At 35.8% G+C, this 24,284-nt stretch carries 15 protein-coding genes; 7 read left to right on the top strand and 8 right to left on the bottom strand.

Features of this window, described 5'->3' with window-relative positions; translation table 11 throughout:
• Positions 1–3 precede the first annotated feature (3 nt).
• A complete protein-coding gene (locus LVD15_RS19660) occupies positions 4–1,215 on the top strand; it encodes a glycosyltransferase (RefSeq protein WP_233776916.1) in 1,212 nt (403 codons plus the stop codon).
• Here LVD15_RS19660 and LVD15_RS19665 read toward each other — a convergent pair.
• The gene (locus LVD15_RS19665; RefSeq protein ID WP_233776917.1) at positions 1,199–2,080 is read right to left on the bottom strand and encodes a polysaccharide pyruvyl transferase family protein; all 882 of its coding nucleotides are present in this window, start codon (positions 2,078–2,080) and stop codon (positions 1,199–1,201) included. The genes LVD15_RS19660 and LVD15_RS19665 overlap by 17 nt on opposite strands.
• 173 nt (positions 2,081–2,253) lie before the next feature.
• Here LVD15_RS19665 and LVD15_RS19670 point away from each other — a divergent pair, with 173 nt between their 5' ends.
• Genes LVD15_RS19670 through LVD15_RS19680 form a run of 3 tightly spaced genes read left to right on the top strand, consistent with a single transcriptional unit; the run spans position 2,254 to position 4,855 of the window.
• Positions 2,254–3,186, top strand: a complete 933-nt coding sequence (locus tag LVD15_RS19670) for a glycosyltransferase family 2 protein (RefSeq protein ID WP_233776918.1) — start codon at positions 2,254–2,256, stop codon at positions 3,184–3,186.
• A gap of 14 nt (positions 3,187–3,200) precedes the next feature.
• The gene (locus tag LVD15_RS19675) at positions 3,201–4,088 is read left to right on the top strand and encodes a glycosyltransferase family 2 protein (protein ID WP_233776919.1); all 888 of its coding nucleotides are present in this window, start codon (positions 3,201–3,203) and stop codon (positions 4,086–4,088) included.
• The gene (locus LVD15_RS19680) at positions 4,088–4,855 is read left to right on the top strand and encodes a glycosyltransferase (protein ID WP_233776920.1); all 768 of its coding nucleotides are present in this window, start codon (positions 4,088–4,090) and stop codon (positions 4,853–4,855) included. The genes LVD15_RS19675 and LVD15_RS19680 overlap by 1 nt, the downstream gene beginning before the upstream one ends.
• A 26-nt stretch (positions 4,856–4,881) precedes the next feature.
• On the opposite strand, the gene LVD15_RS19685 is transcribed toward LVD15_RS19680, so the two are convergent.
• The 4 genes from LVD15_RS19685 to LVD15_RS19700 all read right to left on the bottom strand — a co-directional run bounded on the left by LVD15_RS19685 (position 4,882) and on the right by LVD15_RS19700 (position 9,563).
• On the bottom strand, positions 4,882–6,372 hold the full coding sequence (locus tag LVD15_RS19685) for a right-handed parallel beta-helix repeat-containing protein (protein ID WP_233776921.1): 1,491 nt from the start codon (positions 6,370–6,372) through the stop codon (positions 4,882–4,884).
• Positions 6,373–6,421: 49 nt separating this feature from the next.
• Positions 6,422–6,997: a hypothetical protein gene (locus tag LVD15_RS19690; protein WP_233776922.1), complete on the bottom strand. Its 576-nt coding sequence runs from the start codon at positions 6,995–6,997 to the stop codon at positions 6,422–6,424.
• 2 nt (positions 6,998–6,999) lie between these two features.
• The gene (locus LVD15_RS19695) at positions 7,000–7,890 is read right to left on the bottom strand and encodes a hypothetical protein (RefSeq protein WP_233776923.1); all 891 of its coding nucleotides are present in this window, start codon (positions 7,888–7,890) and stop codon (positions 7,000–7,002) included.
• 65 nt (positions 7,891–7,955) lie between these two features.
• Entirely contained in the window at positions 7,956–9,563 is a 1,608-nt protein-coding gene (locus tag LVD15_RS19700; protein WP_233776924.1) for a glycosyltransferase family protein, read from the bottom strand.
• 83 nt (positions 9,564–9,646) lie between these two features.
• On the opposite strand from LVD15_RS19700, the gene LVD15_RS19705 reads away from it, so the two are divergent.
• From LVD15_RS19705 to LVD15_RS19715, 3 genes are read left to right on the top strand one after another with little or no spacing between them, the layout of a single operon-like run.
• Positions 9,647–10,519, top strand: coding sequence for a decaprenyl-phosphate phosphoribosyltransferase (locus LVD15_RS19705; protein WP_233776925.1), 873 nt, complete (start codon positions 9,647–9,649; stop codon positions 10,517–10,519).
• Positions 10,520–10,529: 10 nt separating this feature from the next.
• Entirely contained in the window at positions 10,530–11,261 is a 732-nt protein-coding gene (locus LVD15_RS19710; RefSeq protein WP_233776926.1) for an SDR family oxidoreductase, read from the top strand.
• Positions 11,258–11,848 (top strand): HAD-IB family hydrolase, encoded by a 591-nt coding sequence (locus LVD15_RS19715; RefSeq protein ID WP_233776927.1) that lies wholly within the window; start codon positions 11,258–11,260, stop codon positions 11,846–11,848. The genes LVD15_RS19710 and LVD15_RS19715 overlap by 4 nt, the downstream gene beginning before the upstream one ends.
• Positions 11,849–11,952: 104 nt before the next feature.
• On the opposite strand, the gene LVD15_RS19720 is transcribed toward LVD15_RS19715, so the two are convergent.
• From LVD15_RS19720 to LVD15_RS19730, 3 genes are all read right to left on the bottom strand, one after another.
• Complete coding sequence (locus tag LVD15_RS19720; protein ID WP_233776928.1) at positions 11,953–21,411, bottom strand: fibronectin type III domain-containing protein; 9,459 nt, start codon at positions 21,409–21,411, stop codon at positions 11,953–11,955.
• 191 nt (positions 21,412–21,602) lie between these two features.
• A complete protein-coding gene (locus LVD15_RS19725; RefSeq protein ID WP_233776929.1) occupies positions 21,603–22,709 on the bottom strand; it encodes an acyltransferase family protein in 1,107 nt (368 codons plus the stop codon).
• Complete coding sequence (locus LVD15_RS19730; RefSeq protein WP_233776930.1) at positions 22,706–24,283, bottom strand: PorP/SprF family type IX secretion system membrane protein; 1,578 nt, start codon at positions 24,281–24,283, stop codon at positions 22,706–22,708. The genes LVD15_RS19725 and LVD15_RS19730 overlap by 4 nt, the downstream gene beginning before the upstream one ends.
• Between the last annotated feature and the right edge of the window lies 1 nt (position 24,284).

Consider the following 24,284-nt stretch of genomic DNA (forward strand, 5'->3'; position numbering starts at 1 on the left):
AATATGCCGCAAAAAGATAATACTGATATAGTAATTTTAGCTCTTACGAGAAGTGATGCTCCGTATTCATCTACCACCACCTCTCTTGCTAAAGAGTTTTCCAAAAATCAGAGAGTCTTTTTAATTGATAATCCTATTACCTGGGCTTTTGCAGTTAAAAACTTTAATAGTCCGGTGGTAAAAAACCGGATTAAGTCTTTTTTCGGGTTTAAATACACTCGGAGTTGGGGAAATGATAACCTTATAGTTATTACCATGCCGTTAATGTTGCCGATTAACTTTTTGCCTGCTGGCAAATGGTATGACCGGCTTGCAAAAATTAACGACTGGCTGTTTTTGAGAAGGTTAAAAAAGGTATTTAAGAAGTTTGAGATAAATGAATTCTTGTATTTAAATTTTTTCAATCCTTTTTACACGCCTCACTTTCCCAAGTCTCTACAGCCAAAAGTAAATGCATATTATACCTTAGATGATATATCTCAATCAGCATACATCAGTAAGCATGGTCCTAGATTAGAAAAAAGAGCCTTTGAGGCGTCTCAAATAGGCTTTGGTACGTCCAAAATGCTTACCAAGAATAATAAAGAATTTACTCCTATAATGAGGTATTTGCCTAATGCAGCTAATATTGATCTATTCAGGAGAAAATCAGATGACAGCTATAGTTTACCTGAAGAGTACAAAGGAATAGAGAAGGATATTATTGTGTTTACCGGGCATTTAGATGTCAGAAACGATGAAGAAATAATAGACAAGATAGCCGAAGCATTTAAAAATAAAATGCTGGTTATAGTAGGGCCGGTATCCTGGAATGATAAGCAGTTAGACCGTTTAACAAAGCACGGGAATGTGCTTTTCACGGGTAGTAAACAAATTGAAGAATTACCTAATTACCTCTATTATGCTAAATGCGCTATAATTCCTTTTAAATGTAATAAGCTTACAAACAGCATTTATCCTCTTAAGATTAATGAATACCTCGCAGCTGGTTTGCCGGTAGTATCTACACCTTTTTCTGAGGATATTCAGACTTTTGCAGATGTTATTTCTATAGAGTCTACTCCAGAGGCTTTTGTGGAAGCCATAGCACAAGAGATACTTAATGACAACGAAGAACTTATAGAGAAGAGAATTCGATGTGCAGAAAGCAACTCTTGGTCTAGCAGAGCCCAGTCTTTGAGGCAGTATATAGAAGAAGTTAATACTTCTTCTTAATCAATTGAAACTTTTCTAGTAGTTGATCTACTTTTGAATCTAATATACTGGTTTGGCTTAATTGCGGCTCCAGGGTTTTTATATGTTCCATTTTAGCCACGAGCTTGTTCATCATAAACGTATCCTGATACACTTCATAGGAGGATAATATGCCAGACAATAAACCGTTAGGGATTTTTACCTTCATTTTATCTCTGATGACCCCACGCATAAAATCTGTATTATGATAATATGAGCCTATCCAGTATGGATTATAACTCATTTCTAAGGATGAACACCAATCTTCCCATTTAAAACTGTTAATGCCTTTATATGATCTTACAGGTATCCAGGGCACTCTTAGAGCATCAGCTACAATGGCGGCGTGCATAGCTTCAGCTATTACTACTTCCGACTGTTTTATTTTCTTAATAACAAGTTCAGTGTCTTCAGTAGGACTTATGTAGTTAATGCCGCTCAGGTTTGCTATATGGCTCCAATCAAATTTTAACTCACTTTCCCAGTGAGGCATAAAAGAGAACTTATATTTTTTCTCTTCATTATTGAGCTCCATATTTCTTAATAGCATGGCACCATCCACTACTGCTAAGTTTTTGTCAATGTTCAAAACTTCACATGTTTTGGGGCCTCTTACACAAAAAATGTCATAAGTATCATCTAAAGAAGGAATACTTCCATAGGCATAACCACTGCTAAATACTATCTTCCTTTTTGCTATTTGTGCTTCTCGGAATCCTAAAATTGATCCTATTCCTATAAATTCAATGTCTGAGTCTTGATCAAAAAAGTCTGGTAAATAATGAGGAAAAATTATGGGGTTTAATGCATCGCCAAAATTGGTCGATTCATAATAAGTCAATTTCATAAAGTAAAGGAGGTTAGTTTAATAATGCCTATGTAAGGTTTAAGAGTTATGTTAATGAATAAAGTAAATGAATATATTTTAAACATTTAAATGGAAAAGTGAATTATTAATATTATAAATTTAGCTTAAGTCTATTATTTAAATATATTTGAAATAACATCTATATCTAACCAATGTTTAGAATTAATAATCCAAATTGGATAAATAAGGAACTTTTGAATGTAAATAGTTTTGATGAGTATTCGACGGAATTCTTAACAGAACTAAAAGAACGCCTACGTAAGGTTGTGAGTGATAAACCTGAGGTTACAGTGTGTATTGCTGCCTGGAATGAGGAAGTGAACATTGTAAGATGTCTTGACTCATTAAGTCGTTCTAAATCAAAAACGCCATTTGATATTTTAGTGGTTAATAATAATTCAAAAGATCGTACACAAGAGGTTTTAGATCTTCTGGAGGTGCAAAATGTATTTCAACCTATTCAAGGCTGCGGGATCTCCCGTGAGCTGGGACAGCAAACAGCCAAGGGAGAATATGTGTTATTAGCAGATGCAGATTGTCTTTATCCGCCGTTATGGGTAGATGTAATGATGAAATACTTAAACAAACCTGGAGTGGTAGTGGTTTATGGTAAACATTCTTTTTTGGGTGATGAAATAGTGCCTCGTTGGAAGTTCTCATTTTATGAGTTGGGCAAGAGTGTTATTACCGAAATAAGACATATAAAAAGACCCTATTTAAATGCTTATGGTATGAGTATGGGGTATGAGAAGAAATATGGTTTAGAAGAAGGATTTGTTACCAGAAATATTAGGGGAGAAGATGGCCGAATGTGCCTTGACCTCATGAAGCATGGTAAGATTAAGATGGTTAGAGATGGCAGAAGCCGCGTATGGACCAAAGAAAGGAATTTTGAGAAGGATGGAGGATTAATCAATTCGATAGAAAAAAGAATGTGGAGAGAAGCTGTGAGATTGAGTGAATATTTTAAAAAGCCGGAGCCACATGATACTAAAACTTCGGAAAACAATGAGTTAACTGTGGATGAGTATAAGTCCGCCTTAAAATCGAAGTTAGGTATAAAGAAAAGTAAATCTTCAAAATAGAAATTTAATAAAGTATGGCAATAAATAAGTCTTCTACCCAAAAGAGATTGATGAATTTTGCAGAGAGAAAGCTAAGGCTTTTTAGAGATAAATTTATAAGGAAATATAATAACGAACAGTTACCGGCCGAGATCTATAGTGAAGATCAAAAGTTTCATTCCATTACTTTCTGTATCACTTGTATGAATAGGCTTTTTCACCTTAAAGAAACGCTGAAGAAGAATATAGAAGATAATATTAACTATCCTCATGTAGAGTTTGTATTAATAAACTATAACTCTCAGGATGGTCTTGATGAATGGGTGAAAGCCAATATGCAAAAATATATTGATCAAGGAATTTTGTCATATTATTATACCAATGAACCTAAGAATTTTCACGCTTCTATCGCTAAAAATCTGGCTCATAAGGTAAGCGAAGGCGAAATTTTATGCAATCTGGATGGGGATAACTTTACAGGTAAAGATTTTGCCTTTTATATAAATTATATGGTGAATCACCATGGTGAAAATGTTCTGCTTCATTTCAGGAAGAAACCATTTTGGGGCACAGAAGGAAGAATAGTGATGTCTAGAGATAATTTTTTTAAATTAGGAGGCTATGATGAGACCTTTTTGCCTATTGGGCATGAAGATCATGATTTGATCAATAGAGCTAAAGCTTTTGGACTTGAATATCACAATATACAAGTTGAAAATTTTTTACGATATTTAAGTAATTCTACATTAGAAAAATCGATAAATTGTGATGACGAACCAGAGAATTACTATAATTATGAATCAGGAAATAGAAAAGTCTCTGATGATAACATAGCTAACAATAGGCTTGTGGCTAATACAGAAGCTGGATGGGGCAACATCCCACTAAGCAAAAATTTTGATAATAAGTTTTTAAAATACTAATGAACCAACCGTACAATTTTGAAAATGTAGGTCTATTAATTACCCATTATAACCGAAGTAAATCTTTAGAGCGTTTACTAAAGACCTTCAGAGATTTTGGGGTTAAGTTTGGTCAAATTGTAGTTTCTGATGACAATAGTAAAGAGGAGCATCAGAAAAAAATTAATGAGATTAAAGATATATATGGCTTTGATTATATCACAACTCCTCAAAACAAAGGTCTGGGAAATAATATTAATAAGGGGCAGGATCTTATAAAAACACCTTATACATTATACGTACAAGAAGATTTCTACCCTAAAGAGTCTTTTCCAGATAAATTAGTAAGTACACTTCAGTACATGGAAGAGGATAAAGATTTAGATGTAGTGAGGTATTACGCTTATGGATCTTATCCTTTTATGCAAGACTTCAAGGAAGGTTTTGCTACTATGAACTTCAAAGTAACTTATCCTGGTTATAATAAATTCTATTATTATAGTGATCACCCTCATTTAAGAAGGACTTCATTTTTTAATAAATTCGGCAGATATGCAGAAGGTCATAATCCTGAACAGACCGAATACAGAATGATGATGTCATTTCTGAAGAATAAAGGGAAGGGGATATTCTATAAAGATCATAAAGATTTATTTCATCATGGAAATAGTGAGGATGAGCCTAGTACCATGCAAAGAAATTCTTTAAGAAGAAGTAATAACCCCGTAATTTCTTTTGTAAGGGATATTTATAGACATTTAAAGTTCAATTTTGATTATCTTTTTTAATCAAAATTGAACTTTAAATAGCTGTTTTAATATTCCATTTCTATAGCTCCAGGTTCATATCCGGTTCCTAAAGGTCTTTTATTGCCTTTGAAATCGAAGTTGATTCCAAAGTCTGAAACATCTTCTCCAACCCCAATGAGTGGAGATTCGGCCGTTAATTCAAAATCGGAAGAGCCTTGATTGAATAGAACAGAGTTGATGTCTCTAGTGAAATAATTGTTTCTCAAATCAATTTTCACGTTGTCACTTAATTTGTGAATGTAAGAGTCATTGCCAGTTTTGGAAGTATTGTCACTTTCATATTCATCAAAGGCGCCTGGATTTACTATAATGTTATTTATGATATGGTTCATATCCACCTTGTCCGCATAAATTTTAATACCATCAACACTGGGGTTAATGATGGTATTATTAATAAAACTAAAGCCAGGCCCGGTTGTATACCGCTCATCGCAAAAGATGCCATTTTTTCCGGGACTCACTATTACATTATTAAAAACAAGGTTATCGCCCAGGCCAAGCACTATTATGCCATTACCAGGACCATCTGCAATATAGTTATTATAACATACCCCGCCGGTACCTTCACCTAATTGGATAGCATTGTTTTGTGCATTTTTGTTTTCTCTTCCAAAATGCTCAATATGATTATCATGAATGCTTGCTCCTTCTACAGCACACCCCACTTGTATAGATTCCCAACCTGAATTAATGATTCTGTTTCGAGCTACTTCTAATCCTCTTATATCATGAGGATAAACCACACCACATTCATTAGTATTTTTTCCACTAGCGTAAAACGAATTACCTATATACATTGCTTCACCACCAGTTTCATGAATATAATTGTCATGAAATTTCACGTCTCTCATAGTAAAATTACCTCTTTGAGTAGCAGGGTCACAATATGGATCAGTCTTGGCCATAATTCCGGCGAAGCCTACATTGCTAATCTCCATGTGGTCTACTTCAAAGTTAGTGCTTAGATCGCTTATAGAAATACCTTGAGTTTTAGTATTGGTTAACTTAATGCCAAAAGCATGATCATTAGAACCTGTTCCAGTCACTCTGAAATGACTACTTTTTCCAATATATATAGCATAATCTTTACCAGGCAAATCCACAATAGCTTGCCCTCCGCAATTAGTAATTATTACAGGATTTGCAGCAGATCCATGAACATTTGAGATACTTATCGGTTTTTCATATGTAACGGATGCATCTAAACAGATGATGTTACCAGGGCGAACTCCTTTTTCATCACCGTCAAAGCCATAAACGGAACCTGAAATAAAGAAGTCGCAAGTGGAACAATCTGTAGGAGCACAGCTTCCATCATTTGTGGAAGCTTCTGAGTCATAGTTATTGGCAAGTACGTTTGTACATCCGGGGGTACCTTTCTCTTCAAACTGATAGCCGGGAAAGCCGTCGTCAGATCTACAGGAGAAGATACTTGAAATGAGTAAAAGTAATGCTACAGACACGAGTTGGTTAGTTTTGTTTTTAGTTGATAACATAACGTTAACTTTAGTTACGGTGTATGTTGTAAGAGTCAAATTATAAAATTTATCTAGTAGTGTTAGGCGTGCTATTTATCTCTTGTAACTCAGCTTCAATTTTATCTTGCTTCTCGAGCAAAATACTTTTTATCGTTTGCTTTGCTACAGGTACACTTATAGTTGTTAAGTAATCGTTTTTATTCAAATATTGTAACCCTTTCTTAATTTGTTCGGCTGTTGCTTTGCGTTTAAAATAATCTCTAAATAATTCTATTTCTATAGTTTTGAGAGATATGTTCTTTTTTATTACATCAAATGTTTGATCTACATTACTAATTTTTTTTTCATTTAGTTCCTTAATGATGCTTTTTACTTGATCAGGATCTACTTCATCTACAATTTTTAGAAGCTGATCAAAGGTTAAATTTAGTTCATGCAGCTCTTCGGGTAGTTCATCTATAGCTTCTGTAATTAAAGCCTTGTTTTCTTTAGCTACCTTGCTAATTGAGCTCGGAACCCATGTTTTTTGGTCAGAGGTCAATGCCTTAGCCATTTCTCTGGGTAAAATATGGTATACATATATGTAAGCAGCACCTGCCACCATAATACCTAATATAATTAATGAATGAAGTAGTCTTTTCAAGATTAGTTGCAGTTTAAAGTGGTTAAAATATCGGTAATATCATACTCGTATAAGTTTCCACCTAAAATTCCCTTAAAAAGTTCATCGGTAAGGATCAAAGTGCTCTCGTCTCTAAATGCCACCGCCTCCTTTTGACTGAAGTTCTGCATATTTACTTCTTTTACATGGCCTTTAAAAAAGTTATGTCCTTCAAAGCAGGTGAATAACCAGAATTTTCCATGACTTAACAATATCAGCTTTTGTTGGTCTTTGCTAATAGTGGCGCCAGTAATCCAGTTTTCGAACATAGGGCCGTCACCTAATGATATAGAGTCTATTAATCTGGCTTCTACTTCCTCTTCATAATTGTTAGCAGGAAGCACATATAGCTTTACATTTCCTTTAAAGGGCTTTTCTCTACTTTTGCTAAACAGATAAAGAGAATCTTGATAGGCTATCATAGCCTCAATATCAAAATTCATTTGGTTTTCAGGTGGGGGAAATTCTTTTTGGTCAGATAATTTAAATCGTATGATTTTAGCTGTTACTACCTTGTCTTTAACGCTATCAATCTTGTCTATTCTATAAATTTTGAGGTTTTTTCTTTTATTATAATTATTGCCAAAATCACCTACAAATAAGTTGCCCTGTTGATCTAGTGCCAGGTCTTCCCAGTCAATAACAGAATGGTTTAAATGGATGGCTTTTATGATTTGACCGGTAGTATCTATGCCATATACCACGGGTAAGCCATGATCATTAATGGTCCAGATGGTTTTAGAGTCAGAAACTTCAATACCGGAAGAGCTTTGTAAAGTTTTAGAAAGCTTTCCCAGTGTTTTGAAGTGAGGATTCTGTGCACTGGTTAGGTGCACAGAAAGCAAAATAATAGTTATTGATGTAAATAGCTTCAAAAGGTAGTTCCAATTTTAATGAAGCCATAATTTAAAGCGATTAATTGATAAATTACAACAACAACTTATTTTAAAGTATAAATTTCGACATGATCGGTTCCATAACCCGTAGGAGCTGGAAATTTTAGCTCCATTTCATAATTTTCTTCCAGGCAGTCTCTCACTGCATAAGGAAAGAAGCTATCCACTGTAGGCATGTCTTCAAAAATAATCAGATCATATTCACGATTAGCTACTTTTTTACACAACATATCTATTTCTCTATCAAAAAGAGCTACATCTTTATGGTACCATAATGGGTAATTAGGGCCTGATTCTAGTTCGTAATTCCATTCATAGGCAAGAAAGGTTAGATTACTCATGTTGAGTACTTTCATGCCTTCTTTTTTGAACGAAGACATCTTTTCTACCTCTTCTAATCCTTCAATAGTTTTTTTTGGCAATTTAATATGCTTGAGGGATTTATATTTTGACAATTGCCATATAGTTGGTTCAACTTTTACAGTATCTTCTGATTCCGACATCCAGTTGCCTTTTGCCACGGCATCTTCAGGTAATTCTGACCAGCTTTTTGGTAATATTTTTTTGACTGCTCCAGAACCGTATTTCCAATAGTTTTCAGATCTCCATATAAATATGAAAAGGCAGAAAAACAGAAATAAACCTACTTGCGAAAAATTATACCTTTCTGGTAGACTATGTAAAAGATAGGCAATACCAAAAGTAGTGAAGTAATAGTTTACTGTAACAGGGCTAAAGCTGGTTGTTTGTATAATTAATGCTTGGAACAGTAAGCCTACAGTTAGTAATGCAAATATAACTTCGGTTTGATTATTAATAAATTCTTTAACACTGTTAAACCTGAAAAAGATGACTGCAAGAGAGGCGAATAGAAAGAATTTCTCCCAAATTGATTCTCCAAAAATATCTCCTAATAAGATAAATATATTGATTCTGGAATAATGGGGTGATTGTCCGTAATTAAACCAGTAAGAAAAGTCATATTGTAGGAAGGGAACTATAAATAACAGTAGCCAAACTATAAATGAACCAAAAAATATAAGTGGTGTATCTATCCTTTTATTAATAATAGAAAAGTAAAGTATAATTACAGATACAATTATTAATGCTAGTCCGCCACCATCTTGCTTGGTGAAAATACTGAGACAAGTGAAGAAGGCGGCCACTATTAGCTGCCAAAAGCTGTCTTTTGTGGTAGTATAACGGATTACAAAGTAAATAGCGAAAATTTCAAATATAAACACTGTATGGTTATACCACGGCCAAAAATTGATAAGCACAAAAGTAAGACACATTACCAAGATTGATAGAAATACCTTAGCTTCGCTCATCTTAAGCATTTTAAATATTGCAGAAATGGCTAGTAATGATAAAACATTTAGAAATGCCTGAGCTATAATAAGCGTATGCATGTAGGGACCAAAAATCTTGAAAAAGATAGCTGGAATTAGCCAAAACCCGAATCCCAATGGCATTCCAAAGTCTTTAAAGGGAATTTGCCCCATGTACATTCTATAGGCGCCTTCCCATGTAAGAAATATATTAACTCTGTAGGGAAGATTAATCAATAAAGGAAGGCTACTGAAAAGTAGAATTATAAAAATTCTAAAATAGGTAATCTGTTTAGGGTTAAGTTTTTGGTGTAAAATCATTGAAAAGATTAGTTAAAGCCATAAATTTAAACAACAATATAAATATGCTAAGTTGATGGCTTTTGAACAAGAAAAATTTATAGATGATGTTGGCTTTTGTTAATTTGTTAAGAGCTAGTCAATGGGTTAAAAATTTATTCATATTTATTCCTGCTTTTTTTGCTGGGGTTTTATTTGATGCATACAATATTGCATTGTTAATAACCGCTTTTTTAGCCTTTAGTTCTGTTGCGAGTGCAATATATATTTTTAATGATTACAATGATATTCAAGAGGATAGAAATCATCCTGTAAAGAAATTCAGACCAATAGCTTCTGGTCAGGTTTCAGAGGGATCTGCTCTAACAGTAATGCTAGGATTGCTGGTCTTTGGGTTGTGTCTTGCATATTTAGTCAATACTACTTTTCTCATAATTCTTGTAAGCTATTTGATTATCAATTTTGGGTACTCACAAGGACTAAAGAAAATTTCTATTCTTGATATTATTATTATTGCTATAGGGTTTGTACTCAGAACTCTTGCAGGGGCTGCGGTAGTTAATGTACTGGTTAGCCACTGGCTTATTATAATGATATTCTTGTTAGCCTTATTTATGGCTTTAGCTAAAAGGCTGGATGATGTAATAGTTACAGAGCAAGGTGATGGAAAGGTGAGTAGGGCCAATGCAAAAAAGTATAACCTTCATTTTATACATTCAGGTATTTCTATGCTCTCTGCGGTAATAGTGGTGGCTTATATTATGTATACACTGTCTGATGAGGTGCCAGATTATTTTGGTTCTGAGTGGTTATATTTTACCAGTATATTCGTGATAACGGGTCTTTTAAGGTATTTGCAGATTACATTAGTAGAAGGACAAAGTGGTTCTCCTACACAAATTCTATATAAGGATAAGTTTACCTTAATTAATATTCTTTGTTGGATATTGAGTTTCTTGTTTATTATCTATTTCTAAAAATACCTTTATGCAAACAGTTTTGATATTAGGAGGTACTTCTGATATAGCATATGAATTGGCTAAAATTCATATTGGAGAGCAAGATGAGGTGATCCTGGCTTCTCGAAATGTAGATAACCTGAAGGTAATCCAAAGTGATTTAAAAATCAGGTATAGGGGAGGGGTGATGATAGAGAAATTTGATGCTACAGATACCGCTACTCATAAATCCTTTTTTGAGGAACTGCCGGATTCAATTAGTTTAGTCTACTGTTTGTTCGGGTATCTTGGAGATAATGATTTAGCTCAAACATCATGGGCTGAAGCTCAACAAATAATTAACAGCAATTATGTGGGTGCTGTATCCATATTAAATATTATTTCTGAAGAGTTTGCCAGGAAGAAGGAAGGAGTTATAGTAGGAGTAAGTTCGGTAGCTGGGGTAAGAGGAAGGCAAAGCAATTATATCTACGGGAGTGCTAAGGCTGGCTTCACTGCATATCTTTCAGGCTTGAGAAATAGGTTATATCATGATGGAGTACATGTATTAACTGTGCTGCCAGGTTTTATGAATACCAAGATGACTGCCGGAATGGATTTGCCCAAGTTATTAACAGCAAGTCCGGAAGTGGCTGCACGAAAAATAGCCAAAGCTGCTAAAAAGAAGAAAAATACAGCTTATGTACTTGGCAAATGGAGGTACATAATGATGGTAATAAGTAATATTCCCGAGTCAATTTTCAAGAAGCTAAAACTGTGAGTAAAGACCTCGTACTTTTTGATTTTGATGGTACATTGACTACCAAAGACACCCTTCTTGATTTTACACAATATGCATTTGGTAAAGGCCATTTTATAAGAGGTATGTTGAAATTACTGCCTTCTATGGTGGGCTTAAAATTAGGTGTGATTCCTAATTGGAAGGCTAAGGAAAAGTACTTACGCTATTTTTTTGGAGGGCTTACTTTTGAGGAATTACAGACTCTTGGCCAGGAGTATGGAGAGAAGAGAGTGCCTCAGCTCATTAGGAAGAAAGCTTTGGCTGCAATAAATGAATACAAAGAAGCTGGCGTAACGATGTATATTGTTTCAGCGTCATCTCCCTTATGGATAGAGTCTTGGGCATCAAAATATGGAATAAAAGTGGTAGGCACCCGGTTAGAAATTTCAGAGGGTAAAATGACGGGTAAGATTGATGGTAAAAACTGTTATGGTTTGGAGAAGGTAAACCGGATTAAAAAAGAGGTTGATTTGAAGGATTATGAAAATGTATATGCTTATGGTGATAGTTCTGGAGATAGGGAGATGTTACAATTAGCAACTAAAGGATTTTACAAATATTTCTGAACTGACACTTATAAGGCTTTGAGTCAGAATTACAATAAAAAGGGCTATCATTTAAAATGATAGCCCTTTTTATTGTATAGGTAGGTTTTGGAATGGCCTACTTTTTATTTTTTCACAAATCTATAATTGTATGTGGTGTTATCCATGGTGATTTTTATTAGGTACAATGCAGGTTTTAGATTTTCAATATCCACTTCTTGAATATCTCCATTTGCATCCATCTGTTTCTCAATAATGGTTTCACCTATCATATTAATAATTTGCAGGTTTGCCTCAGAAGGAATCATTTGCTGAATAAAGAGCGACTTACTTGCAGGGTTAGGGTAAATGCTCATAACATCTGACAAGCTGTTGTTGATTCCTGTTACATAATAATCAAAGATATCAGAAACCTCAGTACAAACTTCTCCACTTACTTGAACCATGTAACTGCCTGAAACCCGAGGGGTATAGGTTAATGAATTGGCTCCCGTTATTGCATTATCATTTAAGAACCATTGGATATCACCTTCAGTGTTTTCTGTAATTTCTAATACTTGTTCATTGGCCGTAATTTCAGGTTTTACTATTTGCTCTACATTAATGCTTATTGATTTTCTATCACTTGAACATCCATAATTATTTACGCTTTCTACGTATAGAATGTCACTGTTGCTGGCTGAATAGGTGTATGAGCCTTCTGAGCTTTCATAAACAGGTGTCTCAGAAGTGGCATCAGTAAACCATTTATAAGATCCTTCTCCATCTAAGCCGCTGGCAGTAAGTATAACATCTGAGTCAGGACAAGTAGTAATTTCTGATTCTACTTGTAAGTCAGGTGTAGGATTTAAGTCAACAGTAGCTTCATCATCAATAGTTACATACTCGCAATTAGGGAAGTTAGCCTTTATAGTGAAGGCATTTTGTCCTGTTGATAATAAATCACTAGGTATAGTCACAGAAGCACTACTTGCTGAAGTCACTTCACTCTCAATCAGAAGTTCACTATCTCTCCAAACAGAGTAAATAACTCCTTTTTGTGCAGATTGAATATTAAGATCCAAATCTTGGTTACTACAGTTATATGCCTCTGATGCAAAGCTAAATTCTGTTGTGTTACTGATTTCAGGTCTTTCAAAAATTAGTACAAATCGGTTACTATCTCTACTAGCTTCTGCCGAAGTTACTGAAAAGCTATATTCTGTATCTTCATCTACAATAGGAGTGGAGATAGAATTAAACCTATCTAAAAGGCTGATATTGTAACTATCAAAGGTGTTTACTTCATCAAAATTAAGCGTATAATTACCATTTTCTATATCCATCATAGAAAGCTGAACTTGTTTATCACAAAAGTCACTGCTCATTTTGTTAATAGCTAATCTTGATCCATCAGAAGATAGTGATGACAAATTAAAGAAGTCGTTAGTTTGTTTTACAGCTTCTCGCATAGGTTGGTACTCATCCACGTCTTCAGGGTTAAATTTGATGTAGGTCTCGTCTGTTTTGCTAGAATTTGAAAGTTTTACTATTAGGTAGTTTTCCAATACTTTTCCTTCCCTATAGAAATTACCATTATCAAAAATCTTAGCATCTTCATTTATGGATAGCGCTGCACTTGAGCTGCCGGCTTGTACCCAGAAAGATTGTCCTGAAGCTATTTTACCTGCAAAGCTGCTGTCACCTAAACCTTCAGTATCCCAGTAAATATATTCCCCGTTTATATTATCTTTAATGGCTACTGAAATACCAACATCAGTTCTGCTCCATCCTTCAGTACCCCATTGTATAGTAGACATATATGGGTTTCCTACCAAATTCCAGCCATCATTAACCGATTCTGTTCCTCCCTGAATATTGTAGTTAAAGGTTCCTTGTACAAGAGGCCCATCAAATTTAAGGGTTAAGTTAGTGCTGCCGGCATAATTGAAAAATGTATACCCACGGCCCACTTCTAGGAGCTCAGTATTGGTAGTGGTAGGGAATTCTTCCCAAGCATTATTATTATACCTATAAAGAGATGCTGCAGCATTTCTATTGTCGCTTCCTTCAAAATCACCTGTAACTCTTACAAATTCTTGTAAATCCTCTACAGAAGTTCCTTGAACAGAGCTGGTCACATATCTATATATTCTAGAGGTATACCCTGGTATGTATCTTTGAGCTTCCACGCTACCACTAATAAAACCGGTACCAGTAATAGGTCCTACATTAGCTGTAAATTCATTAGTGGAAAGTAATACTAAATGTCCATTGGTGTTCAATCGGCCATTAACCACATGTAAAAGATCCTTTATTTGTAAAGTGTTTCTAGTATTCACTGTTCCGCTTCCTAATTTGTCAATTTCTAGAGAGCTAACAGTGTTGGCTTCAGAATTGAAGTATAAGTTGGAGTTTTCAGCTGAATTTGCGGTGATATTTATAGAGCCTCCATTAGTGCTGATAGTTCCAAGTTCATTATTAGGATTAATGCTTCCACTTCCTTGAATAAACAAATTCCCTTCATTAAGATTAAAAGAGGATCCTGCAGATATGCTTAAACCTCCGCCGCTTGAAGCTCCAAGGTGAATATCCAAATTAGGATTGTCACTATTAATAGTTAAATTGGAGCTATCAGAAACGATAACCTTGTAAAGTGATAAGGTAGATTGATCGGTAGTAAGTACTTGCGCACTCTTATTGTTAAACCTATAGGTAATCAATTGACTTTCATCCTGCGGCTCATGCGTACCCACTAGGTTCAAATCTCCTTTTATACTTATTACTGTAGAATTAGGAGTAGCACCACTCAATATAACATCTTCAGCAATGGACAGGTTACCAAATACGTTAATATCCCCTTCCATTAGATTTTTAGTAGAGCTAGCACTATTTAATGTAATATTTCCATAATTGGCAACCGGAATGGTGTTACTAGAGCCACTGAAAGTTACAGTTGAACTAATGTCAAGATCTCCCAAGCTAGGTGCAGTAGTTACATTAACATTTACAGTACTGTTAGCTGATGCATCTAAAACCGCAGTAAGTGTTTCATTAATAGTTAGCGTAATATTTTCATCAACCATCATTTTGGATCCTTCTCCCGAAATAGTTAAAGGTTCGCTCAAGGTAACATCTTTATTTATCATGAAATGCTGATTGTCTGAGCTAAAGCTAGATGGGTTTGTTCCAGATCCATCAGTCTCAGTTCCCCAATTAGCAAGAATAGATATATCAGCTGCTGCGATAGGGTAATAAACTATCTCAGAACCAGAAGGTAAAGTGTTGACCTCTAGTGATTCAGAGAAATCCGATTTATTACCATTGCTATCTACTGCTCTTACAGAATATATATATTTAAAACCTGGAGATAGTGAACCTATATTAATAGAGATATTAGGAGTTGTTGTTACTAAGGTCCCGTTTTGATATATTTCGTAGTGTTTAATTCCAACATTGTCTGTAGAAGGTGTCCATGAAAGATCGAAACTGGTAGTATCAATGTTAGAAGCAATCAAGTCTGTAGGGACACTAGGAGGGGTTTCATCCAAGGCAATTTCTAATGAAGTGTGCGCTCCTATTACCATTCCATTAATGAATCCCCAACGGGCATCATTCTGATCAGAACATTGAAAATATAATACTATATTTTGATCACCATCCGGTTCTACAGAATTAATGGTAACAGTATTATGAGTGTTGTTATTTGCAAATAGAACTACCGTAGTTTCATTGATGGTGTATTCTCCTATTCCTGTAAATGTGGACGTAGTGTAGGTTCCATCCTCTGAACCTATGAATGTGAAGTCATAAACAAAATCACTATTCATACCTGAGAAAGTAAATGGAGCAGGGGCGGCATTGTTATCTAAGTAATAATAACCTTGTAATACTGCATCAGGGTATATTCCGCTATTGTCACCGGTAACAACTCCTGTGTTATTACTCGCCGCTTCATTTTCGCCAATATTGAAAGTAATACCAGTAGAATCACCTGAGTCATCAGATAAACCTACACTTACACCTGCCTCAGGTAATGCATTAGTATTATTCCAAGGGCTTGGAGCTTGTAAATACCCATCCAAATTGGTATTTAGGTTCAATAGTATATAATGATCATAGGTAATGCTTCCTACTTCACTGGTGTAACTGCTTTGCAGGGTAGCATTAACCGCTCTTATTTTATACACATAAGGAGTGTTTGGGCTCAGGCCAGAGTCTATGTATTCACCTGTATTCTCAGAGGTGGTAGTAATTAACTGAAAAGTACCTCCCCATTGGTTTGCTCTATATATTTCGAAACCTGTTTCGTTAATGCTATTATCTTCCCACGTAAGCCGTATGTCTGTTCTGCTGGTTGCATTTGCCATGAAGTTTCCAGGTGTAATTAACTTAGAGCCATCAAATTCTTTGATTATGATAGCATTAAGAAGGGCAGCAGTAGATCCCGATGTTTTCGCTACAGTAAGTGTGATTTCTCCTGTTCCTGAAGGAGTTAATCCTTCAAAATTGATAGTGCTACTGTTGTTATAAGAGGCATTGAAAGTCTCAGTATTTCCTGAAATGGTGTAATTTCCAGAATGATCTACATATGTATTAATGCTAGCTAAAACATTGATGTTATAACTTTTTGCAGGATCAAGCCCTGTTAAAGTAACGGTACCTGTACCGGAAGTTTCCCATGCAGTATGGAACACGTTGTCTTCAAACATTAGAGTATTGTTTTGGCTTGTTACTCCATTGTTATTACTTCCTGACCAGCCAGTTCCTACAGAAATACCTATTCCTGAGTTTTGATTTTCAGCATTGGTAAGGTTGTTATAGGAGGTGCCTGATGAAGGTGAGGAAGATAGGTTATTCCAAGGTAGACCAGCATCATTAGAATTATTTATGTTAATATAAACCTGCTGATCGAACTGCGGATCCACCACAGTGATAAAAAATGATGAGGAATTACTTGAATTAAAGTTATCAGTGGCAGTGACTTCAGAGCCTCCATAAAAACCTAAATCTGTGTTTTCAGGAGTGAAAAACAACTCACCAGTTCCATCTCCATTATCTTCGAATTGAACGAAGTCAGGAAGTCCTGTTGAGGTAATGGTGATAGGATTGCCTTCTTCATCTATTGCGGAAATATGAACTGTACGTGTTTCATCAGCCTTTATCACCACATCAGAAATCTCCTCTAGCGTAGGTGCAGAATTTAAAGTGGCTATTATGCCAAAACCGGTTTCTGCTGATCCACTTGGGTTTACAGCCCTAACTTTATAATAATATGTAGTGCTACCTGATAAGCCATTGTCAGTATAAGTAGAGCTATTTATAGAAGTGGTACTAACTACTGTATAAGGGCCATTTTCATTATTTGCTCTTAATATTTCAAATTGAGTTTCATTACTTGAGTTATCCGTCCAGTCTATTTTAACGCTGCTACTTGAAAGCGCTGTTAATGATAAGTCCGAAGGTGCACTAGGAGGGAGTCCATCATTGTAATAAGCATTAACTGTCATGGCATTAATAGTTGTCCAGGTACCTGTAGTTTTAGTTACCTCAATAACTATCACACCATCTGTAGATGGCTGTATTTCTGTGAAATCAGCGGTTTGTGTGGTGTTATCTGGTACTGACAAGGAATGACTTTCTCCTCCGATCGTGTATCTTACTCCCCAATTAGGATCACTGACCCCTTGGTTAGCTATATAAGCTGATGATGCACCGGAATAGAACGATAGGTCATATAGTAATGAAGGGTTTAGATTCCTTAATTCCATCGTAAATACACTACCATTCTTTCTTAATATAAATGATTGGATTACATCATTTTCGTAAACGCCATTGATTAAGTTAGGGTCCACATCTCTTCCTTGCGGAAATTGAGTGGTGTAAGCGATGTCTATATCAGTAGTTACTCCAGCTGCAGTGACCAAATTTTCCTCTAGTGAGGTGTTAAAAGTCACATTATTCCATGTATCTATGGCTCCGGTATTAGCTGTAAAGTTAATGTTGAGTGAATAATATGGGTTAACCGAATTTATGGTCACCGTAAATTCTCTTTCGGTTATTCCTCCATCGGTATCTGTTGCCGCCACTCTTAAGATATAGCTGCCAGAGGTTACTATGGAAGGAGATAAAGTAATGGTTCCCGTTCCGTCTCCATTGCTCACAATCGATGCCCATGAGGGTTTATCAATAAGTGTAAGTTCAATGGCAGTATCTTCTGTGTCTGTAGCTACAACGGAAACTGTTTCAATATAACCAGCATCCATGGTAACATCATTTATATTGGAGATAACCGGATTGTTGTTGTTGTTGACTGTAATAGTGAAGGTTTGAGTATCAGAGTCTATTCCATCACTAACTGTTAGCTCTAAATTATATACTCCTTGATCTGCTTCCAGCGGAGACAGTGTTAGTTCACCTATGCCATACCCATTATCACTGAAAGAGGTGAAGGATGGTAATGGATTTGTAAAATTAAAAGTGAGTGCATCTCCATCAGGATCATTTGCTTCAATGGCTAAATTTAAAGAAGTACCATATTGCACGGATCTATTTAGGATGGTAGATAATGTCGGTACACTATTAGAAGTGGTGGCGCTGGCCTGATTAGAATAGTCCGAGTTTGATCCTGGACCAATAGCTCTCACTCTGTAATAATATGTGTTATTTCCAAATAGCTGATTATCACTGTATGTAGAGATTTCTGCTTCAGTAGTAGCTATTAACGTATAATTTTGGCCTGTTGAAGAAGTGGTTCTATAAACTTCGAAGCCTGTTTCATTCGTAGCATTATCTTCCCAAGTTAGGTTGATAGTGTTATTTGAAGCTGCTGTTGCCACAAGGTTATCCGGAGCAGATGGAGTGGAAGGATAGTCCTCCGTAGTGGCACTGGCTGGGCCCGCAAACTCTGAACTGGAATTGCTATTGATAGCCTTAATTTTATAAAAATACGTAGTGTTACCTTCTAAGCCGGTATCAGTCCATGTAGTTTCATTGGCTTCAGTAGAATGAATTACAGTATATGTGCCATTGGTAGATAATGATCGGTAAATTTCAAAAGCTGATTCTGTGCTGCTGTTATCTAACCAAGTAAGGTCAATGGCATTATAACCTGCCGCAGTAGCTGTTAGAGATGCGGGGTCAGCAGGAGGGGTAGGGAAAGTAAAATCATCTTCAAATGCTTCGTCTGGAATAGTGGATTTAGATAAACCAGGCCCTGACCAACTTACTGTTAAGGTTTCTCCCCCGCTATTTTCAAAATATCTTACCCTGATAGCATGACTTCCAGCACTTAGAGTTACAGAACCACTTCGCTCTTGTTCACCATGTGCCCCGTCATTATTAACTACCGTGCTTCCGTTAATAGATAAGTCAGAGCCATCATCAGAACGGGTATAGAAAGTGTAGGTTCCTGAAACCGGTATTTGAATATACCCAGAGAAAATAAATGCATAATAATTACCTTTCCCAGTAGGAGAAGTTATGTTAATATTCTCCAAGTGTCCACTAGAGACATAATTAGTGTTAATAATGTCATTTACTGAATTGACAGTGCTTTCGAATTCATAATAATCATAGTTTAGACCATCATTAATAGTGGCAGCTTGAACCTGATTACTGAAAGGAGATATGTTTCCAGCAAAATCTTTAGCTCTAACTTTAAAAGTATAATTAGTACTAGTTTGTAAACCGGAGTTCATATAGCTTGTATTGGACGTAGTGCCTACTAATGAACCATTTCTATATATTTCGTATTGTGTTACTTCACTATTATCAGTAGAAGGGGTCCAGGATAAGCCTATGCTATTTTCACTAAAAGAAGCTACTGATAAAATGGGAGCTGTTGGAGGCTCGTTATCAATGATGGTAATCGCAGATGCTTCAGCTGTATATCCAGATGCCCCATCATTATTCACAGCGCGCATTTGATAATAGTAGGTAGTATTTGGAGTTAGCTCAGTATCTGTATAAGAAACTGGGTTTGAATTATTGCTCGGAGGTAAAATTTCTATTAACTCATATCCTGTTCCTGAAGTAATTGATCTGTAGAGTTCAAAGCCCGTTTCATTCGGAGAATTATCATCCCAGTTAATTTTTATACTATTGGCAGATAAGGTGTTCGCGAAGAAGTTAGAAGGCTTAGCTGGTGCGCCCACACCGTTTGAAGTCACTACATATAGTTCATTAGAAGGAGTACTATTACAGGCTGGGGGTTCTGCTCTATACTCTGTAGGGGTTTCTCCATCTTCTTCAAAGCCTGTTTCGCTAGGCTCTCTGGTTACTAAAGTATACACTCCTTCTACAGCAGTGGTGTAGTTTTGACTATTAGCTCCACTGATATTTGCACCATCTCTTTGCCACTGATAATCTACTTTATCAGCTGGGCCATAAAGTGTTACGTTTTGGCTTCCGTCTAATGCCGGCAGGTGCATACTTCGTTCATTATTACTGATTGAAGGAGTTGGAGAAGGGGTTTTGTCTCCATTAATATCTACAGGGTCGGACCATTCTGTCCAGTCAGAGTTGCTATTTCGTTTGAATCTGACATAATATAAGCCTGGTTCTACTACATTTATTTCATTAACACCTGTGGCTATTGGCGTACTACTGGTGTTGTCTTTTGCCCATTGGTAATCTGCAAATTCTCCGGTGATACCGATATTCACATCAATTTCTCCCTCACTGCAGAATGAGTTTTGACCGTGTAATACTGTGATAGACAGTTTCGAGTATTGTAAAAACCAACTAAAAAAGTCTGATTTTGAATAAACATTCCCCCAATTAGTATGTCCTTTATCAGGGAAGTATGTATATCTTATATTCCCTCCAGCATTTCTAATATCAGTTACTGTTTTGTTTCCATGATATGGCGTAGGGTCTTTGTCTTTACCGCCTTGAGATTCCCAAGCGGGTATAAATTTATAGCTTTCTGGAGGGTATGAAGTGATACCTGATAAGGCACAAATACCAGCTGTCAATTCAGGGTAGAGGGCACCGAACATCCATGCGGCTCTTGCTCCAGCCGATAGACCATGAACGTAAATACGATTGGGATCAACATTATAATCCGAAACCAGTTTTTCTACAATAACTTTTGCTCTATAGACATTGGTCTCACCCCAATTTGCTCCAGATGAATTATGTTGAGGGTACAATAAAAATCCTGGGAATTCATCACGAACAACAGCACTCATATATCTGGGGCCACCTTGATATAGTTGTTGTTCATTATCAGTACCTCTTTCACCTGAACCGTGGAAAAATACAATTAATGGATATTTTTCTGAACCATTATCTGTATAGCCGTTGGGCTTGAGCATTCGGAAATGCATATTACCAGCAGGTTCGTATTGGTAGGATTCAAATGGAGAAGTGTCCCAAGATAGTGATGCGGTGTAGTTATAAGGTGTAAACTCATCCACATAAGGGAGTGTCTCTTCAGGGCAATTGTCATTCAATTCTTCTGAGCAGTCTTCATCATTGTATGAAGAGGCATCAGTGTTATAGCTATTTTCTTCGCAGTAGTCACTCTCTATGGCATTTGAATTACCAGCAAGAGGCAAGCAAAATAGTGCAACTAAAAAAACGGAGTAAATTTTTGTCATATTAGGCGAGGAGTTAGGCGCTTTTGTTTATAATGATAGTTCTTATCCCAAATAATTAATAATCATCTGGGATTTATTACATCAGTGGTTTTTTGATTTAAGTCGAGCTATTCTTTATTGTTATATACGAAAATACCTTATTCCTAGATCCTGCGTTTTCGAAATATAACAATAATTTTCATGAAAAGTTCTCAAAAAGACTTAATATTTTTCAATTTCAAGAACTGTCTTTCATACGCATAATAACTTATAATTGAAACTACAAAGGTGATGATTAGGCATAATATTAGTGTAACAAAACCATTAACAAAGGGTTTACCAAAAGCTTTATCAATAGCCATAATTACAGGAAAGTGGAACAGATACATTCCATAAGATATTTTTCCGATGAGCAATAGTGGTTTTGATGTAAGCCATGATTTTCTCTGAGAGGTGGTAAGTTGCCATATTATAGCTGCAAAAAAAATGTTCAATACCGTATAAGACCATACATGTTGATAATTAAGTAACCCATGGATGAGGAAGCCTAAACTTGAGTAGCTATTAGGATTTAGGGGGTAGGCCGTAAGTAAATTGAAGGCTCCAAGTATAACACAAAGAGCTAATGAACCCCAAATCCATTTTTTTCTATTGATCCCAATATATTTTTGCCCTAAGAAATTTATAAAACCTCCTAAAGCAAATGCATCAAAGTGGCTAAGGCTAAACCAATATACAATATTACCAAGTCGATCTTCTGTAGGAGCTATATCTGCAAAGCCTAGTGCCAGTGCTAATCTGAGCAGTGGAACGCCAATGAGCATAAGACCTATAATTTTTTTAAAATTCTTTTCAGAAAAGAAGAATACTATGAACGGCCAAATCAGATAAAACTGTTCTTCTACTGATAGTGACCATAGGTGAACAAATAATCTGTTTACTGTCCATTCAGGTGAGATAATATAAAAATTATAGGTGTAGGTAAATAAATAAGGTGCTGTTTGAGGTAAGTCATCAGGCTGGCCTGTGGCTAAGAATAGAAGTAAAATGGCTAATAAATAGCCAAAATACAGGGGAAAGATTCTTAGAAGGCGTTTCCAATAGAACATTTTAATGTATGAACCAAAGGTCTTTCTTTTTTCTTCTAAAAGTATTCTTGTAATTAAATAGCCTGATAGCACAAAGAAAATCTGAACACCAACCCAGCCAATTTCAAAATCGAAATCAATGAAGCTAACTTTACTAAAATGAAATGTGATAACTAATAATACTGCAATGGCCCTCAATCCATCGAGAGAAGGAATGTAAAATTTACTCATATTAAAGTTGTAATTGAAATATTGGCTTTATTTGATCTGTAATATCCATGTGTCATGAAATCCTCTTTCTTTCTGAATGCGGAGCGTACTTCTTTGGCCAATTCTTGATCTTTTTTATCATAAAACACAAAAACGTAGTATAGGTTTTTCTTGTCGTAAAGTCCTATGTCTGCTACATGCCCGTTATCCATGCTGGTCTTAGCTACCTTCATGGCATTATTAAGGTATTTGAATACCCCTATTACAACGTAATAACCTTCTGATAATGAAATAGAATAAGAGTTTCTTTGCGAAAATCCGTTATCAAAATCTGGAGATTCAATATCGACTTTCTCTTTATGTTTGTGTCTTTCAATTTCTTCTGATTTTTCTTTGGAAGCCTTCGATTCTGTAGGTTCTTTTACAGCCATTTCTACATTGGTATTTTGAGCGGGCTCCTCAGTAATGTCTTTTGATTTGTCATTATTTTCGATAGGAGTAGGGGCCGCATTCTGTTCTGAAGGGGTGGTAGTCTTAGCAATGTTTTCAGTTGGTGCCTTAGTTTTAGCATCAGATTCATTAGGTTGTTTTTCTTCTACTTCTTCAGATTTTTCAGTCTCTACATTAGTGGCTAAAACAGGTTGTTTAAGATGAGCGTCTTCCTCAGTGCTTTTAGTTAGAAGAGGTTTCTTAGTATTTTTATTTTGTCCGAACTTAAAAGCCAATTGTAACTCATGAGATCCTGTTGACAGATCAGCATTGTTGGTTTTAAAAGGAGAGAATGAATAATCATAGCTGAAGCTGATAACATCCGTTATATTCATGCCTAATATTATACCTAAGCTGTTGCGGTAAGAAGCACCAGCCCATATTTTTTGTTGGTAGTATACAATGCCTGCTCCTTCGAGTTGGTTTTCATCATATTTATAATCTCTGTATAGTACTAGAGGCTTGAATGAGAATTTTGGAGAAAGCTGGAAATCATAACTTATAGAGTAGATCCTGTTATCAATAGCATTTATTTCTACTTCATTAAATTCGGAATAATTAAACTGATCCGAATCGAAGATCTTGGGCATAGAGAAGCCTATTTGCAACCTGTTGTATTGGTATACCATTCCAAATTTACCATTGAGGTAATAGTTGTTATCATAAGCAGAAATAATTGCCGGATCCATGGTATTAAGTTCATCAGAAGTGAGGTTAAGCATGTTTTGACCTACCCCTCCCGATATAGCAAAGCGTAGAGATTGGTTTTCTGTGATATTAAGTTTATAGCCAAAGGAGAGTAATGCAGAGCTGGAACGTACGGCTACCACCTCCTGAGAATAAAATTCTGCTCCAAAAAACAAGTGACCTTTTGTGGGGAGTTGAAAATTAAGACCAATGGTTTCAGGAGAATCCTCAATGTTCATCCATTGCTTTTTGTAAGTAAGAAAAAGTTGGTTGTGCCCATTAATACCTGTAAAGGCAGGGTTATAAACAGCAGGGTTAAAGAAGTTTTGTCTAAAAGAAGATAGCTCCTGGGTTATTCCTGATTGTGACTTAAACAGAAATATTAATAATAAAATAAGCAGATAACCTTTGCTCCTCATC

It is taken from the genome of Fulvivirga maritima (assembly GCF_021389955.1).
GTDB classification, from domain to species: domain Bacteria; phylum Bacteroidota; class Bacteroidia; order Cytophagales; family Cyclobacteriaceae; genus Fulvivirga; species Fulvivirga maritima.